Origin of the sequence: Pseudomonas sp. R45(2017) (genome assembly GCF_002112305.1) — a bacterium.
GTDB lineage: Bacteria > Pseudomonadota > Gammaproteobacteria > Pseudomonadales > Pseudomonadaceae > Aquipseudomonas > Aquipseudomonas paraglycinae.
In genome coordinates, this window is the sequence record NZ_NEHH01000010.1 from 259565 (window position 1) to 274108 (window position 14544).

At 60.2% G+C, this 14544-nt stretch carries 12 protein-coding genes; 4 read left to right on the forward strand and 8 right to left on the reverse strand.

Annotation, left to right across the window (positions count from 1 at the left end):
- The first annotated feature begins 47 nt into the window (after positions 1-47).
- From nirB to cobA, 4 genes are read left to right on the forward strand one after another with little or no spacing between them, the layout of a single operon-like run.
- The gene (gene nirB, locus CAF74_RS23280; RefSeq protein ID WP_045121673.1) at positions 48-2501 is read left to right on the forward strand and encodes a nitrite reductase large subunit NirB; all 2454 of its coding nucleotides are present in this window, start codon (positions 48-50) and stop codon (positions 2499-2501) included.
- Entirely contained in the window at positions 2498-2815 is a 318-nt protein-coding gene (gene nirD, locus CAF74_RS23285; protein ID WP_007951992.1) for a nitrite reductase small subunit NirD, read from the forward strand. Before nirB ends, nirD begins: the two co-directional genes overlap by 4 nt.
- Complete coding sequence (locus tag CAF74_RS23290) at positions 2815-5529, forward strand: nitrate reductase (protein ID WP_085747907.1); 2715 nt, start codon at positions 2815-2817, stop codon at positions 5527-5529. Before nirD ends, CAF74_RS23290 begins: the two co-directional genes overlap by 1 nt.
- Positions 5530-5542: 13 nt before the next feature.
- Complete coding sequence (cobA, locus tag CAF74_RS23295; protein ID WP_085747908.1) at positions 5543-6295, forward strand: uroporphyrinogen-III C-methyltransferase; 753 nt, start codon at positions 5543-5545, stop codon at positions 6293-6295.
- A gap of 74 nt (positions 6296-6369) precedes the next feature.
- Here cobA and CAF74_RS23300 read toward each other — a convergent pair whose 3' ends face one another.
- The 8 genes from CAF74_RS23300 to ppsA all read right to left on the reverse strand — a co-directional run bounded on the left by CAF74_RS23300 (position 6370) and on the right by ppsA (position 14533).
- A complete protein-coding gene (locus CAF74_RS23300) occupies positions 6370-7404 on the reverse strand; it encodes an OmpA family protein (protein WP_085747909.1) in 1035 nt (344 codons plus the stop codon).
- Positions 7405-7511: 107 nt separating this feature from the next.
- Positions 7512-8102, reverse strand: coding sequence for an RNA polymerase sigma factor SigX (sigX, locus tag CAF74_RS23305; RefSeq protein WP_011333251.1), 591 nt, complete (start codon positions 8100-8102; stop codon positions 7512-7514).
- 90 nt (positions 8103-8192) lie between these two features.
- On the reverse strand, positions 8193-9017 hold the full coding sequence (locus tag CAF74_RS23310) for a mechanosensitive ion channel domain-containing protein (RefSeq protein WP_007951987.1): 825 nt from the start codon (positions 9015-9017) through the stop codon (positions 8193-8195).
- Between the two features lie 2 nt (positions 9018-9019).
- On the reverse strand, positions 9020-9268 hold the full coding sequence (locus CAF74_RS23315; RefSeq protein ID WP_085700244.1) for a CrfX protein: 249 nt from the start codon (positions 9266-9268) through the stop codon (positions 9020-9022).
- A 63-nt stretch (positions 9269-9331) separates the two neighbouring features.
- Entirely contained in the window at positions 9332-10327 is a 996-nt protein-coding gene (locus tag CAF74_RS23320) for a zinc transporter ZntB (RefSeq protein ID WP_011333249.1), read from the reverse strand.
- Between the two features lie 24 nt (positions 10328-10351).
- Positions 10352-10843: a ribonuclease E activity regulator RraA gene (gene rraA, locus CAF74_RS23325; protein WP_007951984.1), complete on the reverse strand. Its 492-nt coding sequence runs from the start codon at positions 10841-10843 to the stop codon at positions 10352-10354.
- A gap of 226 nt (positions 10844-11069) precedes the next feature.
- Positions 11070-12059, reverse strand: coding sequence for an alpha/beta fold hydrolase (locus CAF74_RS23330; protein WP_007951983.1), 990 nt, complete (start codon positions 12057-12059; stop codon positions 11070-11072).
- Between the two features lie 98 nt (positions 12060-12157).
- Positions 12158-14533, reverse strand: a complete 2376-nt coding sequence (ppsA, locus tag CAF74_RS23335; protein WP_085747910.1) for a phosphoenolpyruvate synthase — start codon at positions 14531-14533, stop codon at positions 12158-12160.
- Positions 14534-14544 lie beyond the last annotated feature (11 nt).

Sequence of the window (14544 nt, forward strand, 5' to 3'; positions counted from 1 at the left end):
GGCCTGACTGCCCACAAGAGGCAAGCCCGATGCTCCCGGAGAACCTGATGAAAAAACTCAAACTGGTGATGATCGGCAATGGCATGGCCGGGGTCCGCACCCTGGAAGAACTGCTCAAGCTGAGCAACGAGCTGTACGACATCACGGTCTTCGGCGCCGAACCGCACACCAACTACAACCGCATCCTGTTGTCGCCGGTGCTGGCCGGCGAACAGACCTTCGAAGAGATCGTGCTCAATGACCTCGACTGGTACCTGGAAAACAACATCAAACTGCTGCTCAACCGCAAAGTGGTGGAGATCGACCGGGTCAAACGCCGGGTGATCGCCGAGGACGGCACCGAGGCCGAGTACGACCGCCTGCTGATCGCCACCGGCTCGACCCCGTTCATCCTGCCGATCCCCGGCAACACCTTGCAGGGTGTGATCGGCTACCGCGACATCGCCGACACCCAGGCCATGATCGACACCGCAAAAACTCACAAGCACGCCGTGGTGATCGGCGGCGGCCTGCTCGGCCTCGAGGCCGCCAACGGCCTGATGCTGCGCGGCATGCACGTCACCGTGGTGCACCTCGGTGAGTGGCTGCTGGAGCGGCAACTGGACAAGACCAGCGGCCAACTCCTGCAAACCGCCCTCGAATCCCGTGGCCTGCACTTTCGCCTGTGCGAACAGACCCAGGCCCTGCATGACGCCGGCAATGGTCGCGTCGGCTCGGTGCAATTCAAGAACGGCGACATCATCCCCGCCGATCTGGTGGTCATGGCCGCCGGGATCCGCCCCAATACCGAACTGGCGGAAAAGGCCGGTATCCCGTGCAATCGCGGGATTCTGGTCAACGACACCCTGCAAACCTACGACCCGCGCATCTATGCCATCGGCGAATGCGCCAGCCACCGTGGCATCGCCTACGGCCTGGTGGCGCCGTTGTTCGAACAGGCCAAGGTCTGCGCCAATCACCTGGCGCAACTGGGTTTCGCCCGTTATCAGGGCTCGGTGACGTCGACCAAATTGAAAGTCACCGGCATCGACCTGTTTTCCGCCGGCGACTTCATGGGCGGCGAAGGCACCGAGACCATCACCCTCTCCGACCCGATCGGCGGGGTGTACAAAAAACTGGTGATCAAGGATGACGTGCTGGTCGGCGCCTGTCTGTACGGCGATACGGCAGATGGCGGTTGGTATTTCCGGCAGATTCGTGAGAATCACGCCATTGGTGAGATCCGCGATCACCTCATGTTCGGAGAAAACGCACTTGGCGATGTAGGACATCAGGGCCAGGACAAAGCCATGAGCATGGCCGACAACGCCGAGGTCTGCGGCTGTAACGGCGTGTGCAAGGGCACCATCGTCAAGGCCATTCAGGAACACGGACTGTTCAGCGTCGACGAGGTGAAAAAACACACCAAGGCCGCCAGCTCCTGCGGCTCCTGCGCCGGGCTGGTCGAGCAGATCCTGATCAACACCGTTGGCGGTGCAGCCGACGTCAAACCGAAAAGCGAAAAAGCCATCTGCGGTTGCAGCGACCTCAATCACGGCCAGATTCGCCAGGCCATTCGCGAACAGCATCTGCTGACCATCGCCGGCACCATGAGTTACCTCAACTGGCGCACCCCGAACGGCTGCGCCACCTGCCGCCCGGCCCTCAACTACTACTTGATTTCCACCTGGCCCGGCGAAGCCAAGGACGATCCGCAGTCGCGCCTGATCAACGAACGGGCCCACGCCAACATTCAGAAGGACGGCACTTATTCGGTGGTGCCACGGATGTGGGGCGGCGTGACCAACCCGTCGGAACTGCGGCGTATCGCCGACGTGGCGGACAAATATCAGGTGCCGATGGTCAAGGTCACCGGCGGCCAGCGCATCGACCTGCTGGGGATCAAGAAACAGGATCTGCCCGGTGTGTGGAAAGACCTCGACATGCCGTCCGGCCACGCCTACGGCAAATCGATCCGCACCGTGAAAACCTGCGTCGGCAGCGAGTTCTGCCGCTTCGGCACGCAGAATTCGACCCAGTTGGGCATCGACCTCGAGCACGATCTGTTCAACATGTGGTCGCCGCACAAAGTGAAACTGGCGGTCTCCGGATGCCCACGCAACTGTTCGGAAGCGGGGATCAAGGACGTAGGAATCATCGGCGTCGATTCCGGCTGGGAGATGTACATCGGCGGCAACGGCGGGATCAAGACCGAAGTCGCCGAGTTCTTCGTCAAGCTCAAGACCGCCGAGGAGGTGCGCGAGTACAACGGCGCGTTCCTGCAGTTGTACCGTGAGGAAGCCTTCTACCTCGAACGTACCGTGCACTACCTGCAACGGGTCGGCATGGAGCACATCAAAAAAGCCGTGCTGGAAGATCCCGAGCGCCGCAAGGCCCTGAACGAGCGCCTGCAATTCTCCCTGTCGTTCGAACAGGATCCGTGGAAAGAGCGCCTCGCCCAGCCACAACTGAAGAAAGAATTCGACGTGATCCCCGTGAAAAACCTGGAGGTGCCGGCATGAACTGGCTCGATATCTGTGCCCTGGAAGAGATCAATGCCCTCGGTTCGCGGATCATTGCCGGGCCCAAAGGTGACATTGCGATCTTTCGCACAAGCGACGACGAAGTTTTCGCACTCGATGACCGCTGCCCGCACAAGGGCGGCCCATTGTCCCAAGGCCTGATCTACGGCAAACGTGTCGCCTGCCCGCTGCACAACTGGCAGATCGACCTGCAATCCGGCGAAGCCCAGGCACCGGACGTCGGTTGCGCTCACCATCACCCGGCCCGGGTCGAGAACGGCCGTGTGCAACTGGCCCTGCGGGACGCCGTCTGATGAACCGCCAGACGACCGCCTCGACCTGCTGCTACTGCGGGGTCGGCTGCGGCGTGCTGATCGAGCATGACGGCGAGCGCATTCTCGGCGTCAGCGGCGATCCGGCGCATCCGGCCAACTTCGGCAAACTGTGCAGCAAAGGCTCGACCCTGCACCTGACCGGTGATTTGGCAGCACGGGCGTTGTACCCGGAATTGCGCCTGGGCAAAGGCCTGGCGCGCAGTCGCTGCGACTGGAACACCGCGCTGGATCACGCCACCAACGTGTTCGCCGACACCATCGCCGAACATGGCCCGGACAGCGTGGCGTTCTACATCTCCGGGCAGTTGCTGACCGAGGATTACTACGCCTTCAACAAACTGGCGCGGGCGCTGGTCGGGACCAATAACATCGACAGCAATTCGCGGCTGTGCATGTCTTCGGCGGTGGTCGGCTACAAACGCAGCCTCGGCGCCGACGCACCACCGTGCAGCTACGAAGACCTGGAGTTGAGCGATTGCGTGGTGATCGTCGGCAGTAACATGGCCTACGCCCACCCGGTACTTTTTCGCCGCCTCGAAGAAGCCAAATCCCACCGCCCGCAGATGAAAGTCGTCGTTATTGATCCACGGCGCACCGACACCTGCGATCTGGCGGACCTGCATCTGGCGATTCTGCCGGGCACCGATGTCGCGTTGTTCCATGGGATTTTGCATCTGCTGTTGTGGGAAGACTGGATCGACCGCGACTTCATCAAGGCGCACACCGACGGGCTCGCCGAGCTGAAAAGCCTGGTGCGCGATTACACGCCGGCCATGGTGTCGCAGTTGTGCGGGATCAGCGTCGAGCAGTTGCAGCAATGTGCGGAATGGATCGGCACCGCGCCGAGTTTTCTGTCGCTGTGGTGCATGGGCCTGAACCAGTCCACCGCTGGCAGCGCGAAGAACAGTGCGCTGATCAATCTGCACCTGGCCACCGGGCAAATCGGCCGGCCGGGTGCAGGACCTTTCTCTTTGACCGGTCAGCCAAATGCCATGGGCGGACGGGAAACCGGCAGCCTCTCAAACCTGTTGCCCGGGCATCGCGAAGTGGCCAATCCGGAGCACCGCGCCGAAGTGGCGGCGTATTGGGGTGTGGATAAGCTGCCGGAAAGTACCGGCCTCAGTACTATCGAACTGTTTGAACAAGTGCGTAGCGGCAAGATCAAGGCGCTGTGGATTGCCTGCACCAACCCCGCACAATCGATGCCTGACCAGAACGCTGTGCGCGCCGCGCTGGAGGCTTGTCCGTTCGTGGTTTTGCAGGAGGCATTCCGTACCACCGAAACCGCAGCGTTTGCCGATCTGCTGTTGCCGGCGGCCAGTTGGGGCGAGAAGGAAGGTTCGGTGACCAACTCCGAGCGGCGGATTTCCCACGTCCGCCAGGCCATTGCTGCACCGGGTGAAGCGCGTCCGGACTGGGCGATCACGGTGGATTTCGCACAACGCCTGGAGAAACGTCTGCGCCCGCAACAGCCGGGTCTGTTTGCGTTCGAGCAACCGGGTCAGTTGTTTGACGAGTACAAACAACTGACCCGTGGCCGCGATCTGGATTTGTCCGGGATCAGCCATGGGTTGATTGATGAGCTTGGGCCACAACAATGGCCCTTCCCCGCTGGCGCCCGCCAAGGCACAGCCCGGCTGTATGTCGATGGGATCTTTCCTACGGCGAACGGGCGCGCGCAGTTCGTTGCCGATCCCTATCGCGCCGCCAAGGAACAACGCGACGCACGCTTTCCACTGACCCTGATCACCGGCCGCCTGCGTGATCAATGGCACGGTATGAGTCGCACCGGTACCGCAGCGCAGCTATTCGGTCATGTCAGCGAAGCAGTGTTGAGCCTGCACCCGGACGAGGTGCGCCGCCACCGCTTGCAGCCGGGGGATCTGGTGAATCTGAAAAGTCGTCGGGGCGCAATGATTGTGGCGGTCGCCAGCGATGACAGCGTGCGTCCGGGCCAGGCGTTCCTGCCGATGCACTGGGGCGATCGTTTCCTCAAGGGCGGCGTGAATAGCTTGACCCTGCCCGCCTTCGATCCTTTGTCGAAACAGCCGGAACTCAAGCACAGCGGTGTACGGCTGGAACCGGTGAATTTGCCCTGGCAACTGTTCGCACTGATCGAGGGCGATGTTCAACGGCATTTCGAGGCGCTTCGACCGCTCTGTGAGGCGTTTTCCTACGCAAGTCTCAGCCTTGTCGGACGTGAACGGCCTGCGCTGCTGATACGCGCAGCCAGCGCCGTGGCGCCGGAGCCGCAATTGCTGCGTGAAATCGACCAGTGCCTGGCCCTGATCGACGGGCCGGTGCTGGCCTATGACGATCCTCGCCGCGCCATCGGCAAACGGGTACGGATTGAAAACGGACGAATCACCGCGATCCGTCTGGCCGGTGAAACCCTTGCCCAACACTGGTTGCAAGGCCTGTGGCTGGAGGGTCGTGCCGACGAACAACTGCGGCGCTGGCTGCTGGCACCGATGAGTGCGCCGCCGGGCAATGCCGGCGCGCAGGTTGTGGCGGACAAAACCTTGTGCAACTGCAAGAACGTCAGCCACAGCGCGGTCTGCGCCGGTATCCGTGAAGGTCTGGATCTGCAGGGTTTGAAAAACAAGTTGGGGTGCGGGACGCAATGCGGCTCCTGCGTCCCGGAAATCAAGCGTTTGCTGGCCGCCGAAGTGCGTCCGGTCGCCGTCATCTGAAGAGGAAAACACCATGAACGCGAAAGTCTGGCTGGTGGGCGCGGGCCCCGGTGATCCTGAACTGCTGACGCTCAAAGCGGTGCGTGCCTTGCGCGAAGCCGAGGTGGTGCTGATCGACGATCTGGTCAATGAGGCGGTGCTTGAGCACTGCCCTGCTGCGCGAATCATCGCGGTCGGCAAACGCGGCGGCTGCCGCTCGACGCCCCAGGCGTTCATCCATCGGCTAATGCTGCGTTATGCGCGTCAGGGTAAATGCGTAGTACGGCTCAAGGGCGGCGATCCATGCATTTTCGGGCGTGGGGGTGAGGAAGCGCAGTGGTTGCGCGAGCGCGGGGTCGAGGTGGAGCTGGTCAATGGCATCACCGCCGGACTGGCCGGCGCGACCCAGTGTGATATTCCGCTGACGTTACGCGGCGTGGCCCGGGGCGTGACGCTGGTCACGGCTCATACCCAGGACGACAGTCAGTTGAACTGGCGGGCGCTGGCGCAAGGCGGGACGACGCTGGTGATTTACATGGGAGTGGCGAAGCTCGGCGAGATTCGCGAGCAACTGCTGGCGGGCGGTATGGCAGCGGATACGCCGGTGGCGATGATCGAGAATGCCTCGTTGCCAGAGCAGCGCGAATGTCGCAGCAAGCTGACAGCCATGGAAGACGATGCCCTTGGTTTCCAGCTCAAGAGTCCTGCGATTCTGGTCATAGGTGCCGTCGCCGCGGCTGTGACCCAGTTCGACTCGATTAGCTGGCCAGCTGATCGCCTGGCCTGACAATCCCGGTTTCACCAAATCGCAGGCAAAGAAAAGCCCGGCCTAAGCCGGGCTTTTCTCGGAGCGGCAGCTAATTACTTAGCTTGAGCTTCAACCTGCGCTTCTACGCGACGGTTAACAGCACGGCCAGCTTCAGTTTTGTTGTCAGCAACTGGACGGGTTTCGCCGTAGCCAACAGAGTCAACGCGGGACGATTCAACACCGTACTGGTTGGTCAGAACTTGCTTAACGGCGTTCGCACGACGCTCGGACAGTTTCTGGTTGTAAGCGTCAGGACCGACGGAGTCAGTGTGACCTTCAACAGTGGTGCGAGTCGATGGGTACTGCTTCATGAAGTCAGCCAGGTTTTTGATGTCGCCGTAGCTGTTTGGCTTAACAACCGACTTGTCGAAGTCAAACTTCACGTCCAGCTCAACACGAACAACTTCAGCAACTGCTGGGCAGCCATCAGCGTCAACAGTTACGTTGGCTGGGGTGTCCGGGCACTTGTCAACGTTGTCGCAAACGCCGTCGTTGTCGCTGTCGGAGCAGACTTCAGCCGGAGCTGGAACTGGAGCAGCAGCTGGCTTGGAGCCGCCACCGAAGTTCACACCGATACCGACGCTAGGAGCCCACTCGGTGTCGCCCTGGTCGATGTTGTATTGAGCTTCAACGCCAGCACGGGCGTAGAAGTTCTCGGTGAAGTACAGCTTGGCACCGCCGCCAACGTTGGCGAAGGTAGAGCGGTTACGACCGCCAGTGCCGTTCTGACCGATGCTCTGATCGGAGAAACCAGCCGAGACGTATGGACGCAGCATGTCGCCTGGGTTGTTGAAGTGGTACAGAGCATCCAGAGCGGTGTTGGCGCCCTTGATGTTACGACCGTCGTCGGAACGCACGTTGTGCACTTCGTCGTAGCCCAGACGCAGTTCAACGTCGTCGGTCAGGAAGTAACCGACCGAGCCGCCGAACAGGTTGCCGTTGTTCTTGAAGTTACGAGCGCTGTCGAATTGTTCTTTCTTTGCGAAGCCTTCGATTTCAACTGCGCCTTGGCCTTGTGCCAGAGCGCCGAAAGAAGTGGCGGCAATCAAAGAACCAATGGCCAAGCCCAAGGTGTTTTTCAGTTTCATCCGTTAAATCCCCATCTGGTGATTGTGAAGCAGTCCCGCAAACCGGGGGACAACTCGGCGGCAAGTCTATCAGAACTTGCCTACACGTAAGAGATATTTGCGCCGAACTAAGTTTCAGCAATGCCTGCAAATTTCTCACGCAATTTATCAAGAGCGCGTTTGTAACGCATTTTTGTCGCACTCAAACCCATGTGCATGATGTCTGCGATCTCCTGGAACTCCAGCTCTGCGACAAATCGTAGCACCAGAATTTCCCGGTCAATCGGGTTCACATACACCAGCCAGCGATCCAGTCCGCCCTTCTCCTCGGGTTTCGGCGCCTTTTCTTCGGACGCTTCCTCGAGGGGGTCAAGACTCAGTGCGTCCATCAAGCGACGCTTTCGCCGTTCCTTCCGATACTGTGTGATGCACTCGTTGTACGTGATGCTATATAGCCATGTCTTGAACTTCGATTTCCCCTCGAAGTTCTTCAGGCCGTACAGCACCTTCAACATCACCTCCTGACAGACATCGTCCGCGTCGCGATCGTTCCCGAGATATCGCGCACAAACGTTAAATAATGTCCGCTGGTAACGCCGCATCAATTCTTCATACGCGCGCGTCACGTGAAAAAGCTCGGTATGCGAGCGCGCGACCAACTCCTCATCAGAGAGCTCGCGGGGGTCGTAGCGCGTGGATAGCGTTTGGGCTTTATTCAAAACAAGTCGTGCCGACAGTCAGGTCAATGTCCACCGCAGCCAGCGACAGCTGGCATTTTGCGGCGGCATACATTAGCAGGGTTTGCCGGGTTAGCGGCTACTCACATGCTGCTCCAGCAGGATCCGATTGGAGAGAGAGACTAGCTCACCCTCATCGGTCAGCAATGTGGTCTTAACCGTGCCGATCTCTTCGATCTGGCCTTCGACCTCGCCAATACGCACTTGTTGCCCAACCTGATACAACTCACGCACATAGATTCCCGCAAGAATCTGACCGGCAATTTCCCGGCTTCCCAAACCCATGGCCAGCGCAACCGCCAGACCAACGGTAATCAATACGATAACGATCACATGGTTCAGCAGGTCGGTCTTGACCTCCAGCTGACTGATCGCGACCGAAATGCTGATGATGATCACCAGGCCCTGGGCAATTCGCCCAAGTCCTGAAGCGTAGTCCAGGCCTACGCCTTCTGCCGCCCCGCGAACCAGGCCATTGGCCAGTTGCGCAAGAAGGACCCCCACCAGCAACACCAGCGCCGCGCCGAACACTTTTGGTAAATACAGCGCGAGCATGTCAAGCGTAGCTGAAACTCGCTCAAGTCCAAGGGATTCTGCTGCCGAAACAAGAAAAATCAGCAGAACGAACCAATAGACGATTTTGCCGATCAACGTCGAGATCGGCACTTGCAGCCCCGCGCGGGACATCAGCTTGGTCAGGCCGGTGCCACCCATCAGCCGATCGAGCCCCAGTTTGGCCAGCAATTTGGACAGCAAGGTGTCCAGCAGCTTGGCCACGACAAAACCCAACAGCAGCACAACCAGTGCGCCGAACAGGTTCGGAATGAAGTTAGCGACTTTGGTCCACAACGCAGTCATTGCAGTGACGAGGCTCTGAGTCCAGAGATCAAGTTCCATATTCAATCAGCCTTATCAGCAGTGCGAGCGGTAGGTTTACGGAGACGGGAGACCGGCGCGACATGGGCCGAGCCGTTATTCAGGGCGATCATCAGCGCGGGCAGCCAGCGGCCCAGCAGGCTGAACAGATCGCCGGCGCCAACCTGGCGGTTGGCGGTTTTGAGTACGCGGCCCAGGCAGGCATCGTCGTCGCGACCGGACGGCGAGGCGTTGAGCATGTCGCGCAAAGACTGTTCAAACGGATCGTGCATACGCACCTCTCGTGATGTCTGTGAAAGACGCGGGCAAATTTGGTCGGGTCACATGGCGCATCTTCATACCCAGCGCAAACGGCGAAACAACCACCATTGTCCGAACGCCAGGGCGAGCACCGTCAGACAGGCGATCAGGAAACCATAAGGGCTGCTCGAGAACGGAATGCCGCCGACGTTGATGCCCAGCAGACCGGTAATAAAACTCATCGGCAAAAAGATGCAGGTGATGATCCCGAAGCGGTACATCGTGCGATTCATGTGCACGCTCAAGCGCCGGTCTTCAGCCTCCAGCACAAGCCCCACGCGCTCTCGGGTCAATTCGAGCTCTTCGAGATAACGGGTCAGGCTGTTGTTCAATTCGTTCCAGTAGTCGGCATCGTCATCGACGAACCACGGCAGTTTTATCCGCGTCAGCTGTCCGAAAATATCCCGCTGCGGTGCCAGAAAACGCTTCAGCCCGGCAGCCCGGCGACGGATGTGCAAAATGGCACCATGCTCGGGGGTATACCGTTCGTCGGCATCCAGTTTTTCTTCCTCTTCATCGACCACTTCGGAGAGGCAAGTCACCAGATCCTGCACCTTGTTGGTGAGGAATTGCGCCAGATAGAGCATCAGTTCGGACGAGGTTTTCGGCCCCTTGCCCTCGCCCAGCATCACCAGCAACTCATCGGTGGCGCGCAATGGACGCAAACGCAGGGAAATCACCCGCTGGGCCGAAGCGAAAATCCGCACCGACACCATGTCTTCCGGCTCGGCACCCGGGTTGAGGTTGACCCCGCGCAAAAACAACAGCAGCTCGGAATCCGGCAGCGGCAACAGGCGTGGTCGGGTGTTTTCTTCCAGCAGCAGATCGCAGGTGAACTCGTTGAGCCCACTGGATTTGCGCAGCCAGGTCTGGGTCTGCGGGTGACTGCGATCCCAATGCAGCCACAAGCTTTCATGAGCCTGCAGCTGCAGATCGTCGAGATCAGTCCGGGCTATCGAACGCGCACCGCCTTTACCGTCAAGCACCAGGGCATGCACCAGCCCCCATTGCGCGTTTTCTTCCTCGAACATCCTCACCCCTGTGGTTACCGCGATTTATTCAGGCATTTTCAGCGGACTTGGCGAGATGATCACGCCATTGTTGTCCGCATAGATGTACTGGCCGGGATGGAAAGTGACACCCGCAAACGTCACCGGCACGTTGAGGTCGCCGATACCGCGCTTGTCGGTTTTCATCGGGTGGCTGGCCAGGGCCTGCACGCCAAGATCGGTCTGGGCGATGACGTCCACATCACGAATGCAGCCGTAGATGACCAGCCCTTCCCAACCATTTTTCGAGGCTTTCTCGGCGAGCATGTCGCCCAGCAGCGCACGGCGCAGGGAACCGCCACCGTCCACCACCAGCACCTTGCCATTACCCTTGAGCTCGACCTGTTCCTTGACCAGCGAGTTGTCTTCGAAGCACTTGATGGTCACGATCTCGCCGCCGAACGAATCACGGCCGCCGAAATTGCTGAACATCGGGTCCAGCACCTGAACCAGCTCCGGATAGGCGTCGCACAGGTCAGGCGTAAGGTAATGGTTCATCGAATAACTCCTGTAACAAGGAAGACGATCAAGGATGTCGCACTCTTTTGAAACGAGTCCCGGCGGTCGTTGTTTACCTTAGCCCATGTCATGGTCGCTGAACGAACCTGAACACAAGCTGAAACGTAATAGCGAAACAGTCACTAAATATGACCAGAACCGTCCAATGCGTCATATCTTAGCCGCAAGCCGACTCGAACGAAATGCCCTTTTCAGGGCGCCGCGTTCAGACCGCTGCCGCCAGATCCGGCTTCTCGCCAAGCAATGGCGTGTGCTGATCCGCCAGCCAACGCGCCACCAGCGGCCAGACCTCAGCCTGCGCTGCCTTGCTGACCAGCATCTCGACATGCCCGAACTGATCGTTGAAACCCTGTTCACGGCCCAGGTTGATGAACTGCTTGTGCTCGGAGCCGATCTGTTCGAACAGTTTCTGGCACGCCCAGGCCGGATCCTGATGATCGCCCGCCGCGCTCACTGCCAGCACCGGCACCTGCACATCGGCAAGGCCCGCCCACCAATCCTTGTCCTTGTCGCCGAAACGGCCGAACAGGCCATACCAGCGCATGCTTTCCAGCGCCAGGCCGATCGGCTCGTCCTCGGGGCCGCGCTTGAGCCGCGAACCAGACAATTGGGCAAAACGCTTGAGAATGAAGCGCCCGCTCCACTCCACCGGCGGAATTTTCAGCGGCCAGTACGTGCGGCTGACCTGGGTGCCGAAAAACGCCGCCGAGGCCACCGCCGGCTCACCTAGGTATTCGCCGCCCAGCGCGGCCGCCAACGTGATGCCACCCAGCGAGTGGCCGATCCAGTGCGGAATCTGCCCGCTCTGCTCCCGGACGAACGCGGCGATGGCCGGCAGATCGTAACGGGCATAGTCGGCGACGCGGTTGCGGCGGTAGTCCTCGTTGCGCTGGGACAGACCGTGACCGCGCATTTCCGGGATCCACACATCGAAGCCCAGCCGCGTCAAATACGCGCCCAGGCCCAGGCCCTTCGGCGAAAACCAGAAGCGCCGGTTGGAGAAACTGCCGTGCAGCAAGATCACCGGCACGCCGCGCGACGCCGGCTCATCCGCCATGCCGAGACGGGTCACCGCGATTTCCACGGACCAGTCAGGGCTGTTGCCCGGTTTCAAACGGTAAACGTCTTCGCTCAGATCACCGCGTCGTTCGGCGCTGATCAGGGCGACAGGAAATAGGTTGCTGCTGCTTTGCATAATGCTCTTGCACAAAAAAGGGCGGCATCCGGAGAGCTCGCCCTACTTCAATCTTAAAGCCCCGACCCGGTTCAACGGGCCGGGGCTTCATTCACGGCTTATTCCGCCGCCTGGCCTTCGGCAAGGAAGAACCAGGTTTCCAGCACGGTGTCCGGGTTCAGCGACACGCTTTCGATGCCCTGCTCCATCAGCCACTTGGCCAGGTCAGGGTGGTCCGAAGGACCCTGACCGCAGATGCCGATGTACTTGCCGGCCTTGTTGCACGCAGCAATCGCGTTGGCCAACAGCTTCTTGACCGCCGGATTACGCTCGTCGAACAGGTGCGCAATGATCCCGGAGTCACGGTCCAGACCCAGTGTCAGCTGAGTCAGGTCGTTGGAGCCGATCGAGAAACCGTCGAAGAATTCGAGGAACTCTTCAGCCAGGATCGCGTTGGATGGCAGTTCGCACATCATGATCACGCGCAGACCGTTTTCGCCACGCTTGAGGCCATTCTCGGCCAGCAGATCAACAACCTGGCTGGCTTCGCCGAGGGTACGGACGAACGGCACCATGATTTCGACGTTGGTCAGGCCCATCTCGTTGCGCACGCGTTTCAGCGCACGGCACTCGAGTTCGAAGCAGTCACGGAACGATTCGCTGATGTAACGCGAAGCGCCACGGAAGCCCAGCATCGGGTTTTCTTCTTCCGGCTCGTAGAGTTTGCCGCCGATCAGGTTGGCGTATTCGTTGGACTTGAAGTCCGACAGACGCACGATGACCTTCTTCGGTGCGAACGCAGCGGCCAGGGTGCTGATGCCTTCAACCAGTTTCTCGACATAGAAGCCGACCGGATCGTCGTAACCGGCGATGCGCTTGTCGACGCTTTCCTTGATGTCCTGTGGCAGGCCGTCGTAGTTCAACAGCGCTTTCGGGTGAACACCGATCATGCGGTTGATGATGAATTCCAGACGGGCCAGGCCCACACCGGCGTTCGGCAGCTGCGCGAAGTCGAAGGCGCGGTCCGGGTTGCCGACGTTCATCATGATCTTGAACGGCAGCTCCGGCATGGCGTCGACGGAGTTCTTCTTGATGTCGAAACCCAGTTCGCCTTCGAAGATGTAACCGGTGTCGCCTTCGGCACAGGACACGGTCACGCCCTGGCCATCCTTCAGCAGTTGGGTGGCGTTGCCGCAACCGACAACAGCAGGAATACCCAGCTCACGAGCAATGATCGCCGCGTGGCAGGTACGGCCGCCACGGTTGGTGACGATGGCGCTGGCGCGCTTCATGACCGGTTCCCAGTCCGGGTCGGTCATGTCGGAGACCAGTACGTCGCCCGGCTGAACCTTGTCCATCTCGGAGACGTCCTTGATGATCCGCACCTTGCCGGCGCCGATGCGCTGGCCAATGGCACGGCCTTCCACCAGCACGGTGCCGGTTTCTTTCAACAGGTAACGTTCCATGACGTTGGCCTGGGTGCGGCTCTTCACGGTTTCCGGACGGGCCTGCACGATGTACAGCTTGCCGTCGTCACCGTCTTTGGCCCACTCGATGTCCATCGGGCAGCCATAGTGCTTCTCGATGATCATCGCCTGCTTGGCCAGCTCGCTGACTTCAGCGTCGGTCAGGCAGAAACGCGCGCGTTCGGCCTTGTCGACATCAACGGTTTTCACGGAACGACCGGCCTTGGCCTCGTCGCCGTAGATCATCTTGATGGCCTTGCTGCCCAGGTTGCGACGCAGGATCGCCGGGCGACCGGCTGCCAGCGTGCCCTTGTGGACGTAGAATTCGTCCGGGTTCACCGCGCCTTGTACAACGGTTTCGCCCAGGCCGTAGGCGCCGGTGATGAACACCACGTCACGGAAGCCGGATTCGGTATCGAGGGTGAACATCACGCCGGCAGTACCGGTTTCCGAACGCACCATGCGCTGCACGCCGGCCGACAGGGCGACCAGTTTGTGGTCGAAGCCCTGGTGGACGCGGTAGGAAATGGCACGGTCGTTGAACAGGGAAGCGAACACTTCCTTGGCCGCGCGGATGACGTTTTCCACGCCACGGATGTTCAGGAAAGTTTCCTGCTGACCGGCGAACGAAGCGTCCGGCAAGTCTTCGGCGGTGGCGGAGGAACGCACGGCCACGGCCACGTCAGGATTGCCGGCCGACAGCGCGGCGAACGCGGTGCGGATCTCGGTGTTCAGTTTTTCAGGGAATTCGGCTTCCATGATCCATTGGCGGATCTGAGCGCCGGTCTTGGCCAGGGCATTGACGTCATCGACGTCCAGCGCATCGAGGGCCTTGTGGATCTGATCGTTCAGACCGCTCAGTTCCAGGAAGTCGCGATAGGCTTGCGCCGTGGTGGCGAAGCCGCCGGGGACCGAAACACCGGCACCGGCCAGGTTACTGATCATCTCGCCCAGGGATGCGTTCTTGCCCCCCACATGCTCAACATCGTGTTTGCCGAGCTTATCGAGGGAAACTACGTACTCTACCAAGGTGATCTCTC

Bases quoted from the DNA above. Each gene is read 5' to 3' on its own strand.
- rraA (WP_007951984.1), bottom strand. From the start codon at position 10,843: ATGAACCATTACCTTACGCCTGACCTGTGCGACGCCTATCCGGAGCTG.
- CAF74_RS23315 (WP_085700244.1), bottom strand. From the start codon at position 9,268: ATGCACGATCCGTTTGAACAGTCTTTGCGCGACATGCTCAACGCCTCG.
- nirB (WP_045121673.1), top strand. From the start codon at position 48: ATGAAAAAACTCAAACTGGTGATGATCGGCAATGGCATGGCCGGGGTC.
- CAF74_RS23290 (WP_085747907.1), top strand. From the start codon at position 2,815: ATGAACCGCCAGACGACCGCCTCGACCTGCTGCTACTGCGGGGTCGGC.
- nirD (WP_007951992.1), top strand. From the start codon at position 2,498: ATGAACTGGCTCGATATCTGTGCCCTGGAAGAGATCAATGCCCTCGGT.
- CAF74_RS23300 (WP_085747909.1), bottom strand. From the start codon at position 7,404: ATGAAACTGAAAAACACCTTGGGCTTGGCCATTGGTTCTTTGATTGCC.
- CAF74_RS23320 (WP_011333249.1), bottom strand. From the start codon at position 10,327: ATGTTCGAGGAAGAAAACGCGCAATGGGGGCTGGTGCATGCCCTGGTG.
- CAF74_RS23310 (WP_007951987.1), bottom strand. From the start codon at position 9,017: ATGGAACTTGATCTCTGGACTCAGAGCCTCGTCACTGCAATGACTGCG.
- cobA (WP_085747908.1), top strand. From the start codon at position 5,543: ATGAACGCGAAAGTCTGGCTGGTGGGCGCGGGCCCCGGTGATCCTGAA.
- CAF74_RS23330 (WP_007951983.1), bottom strand. From the start codon at position 12,059: ATGCAAAGCAGCAGCAACCTATTTCCTGTCGCCCTGATCAGCGCCGAA.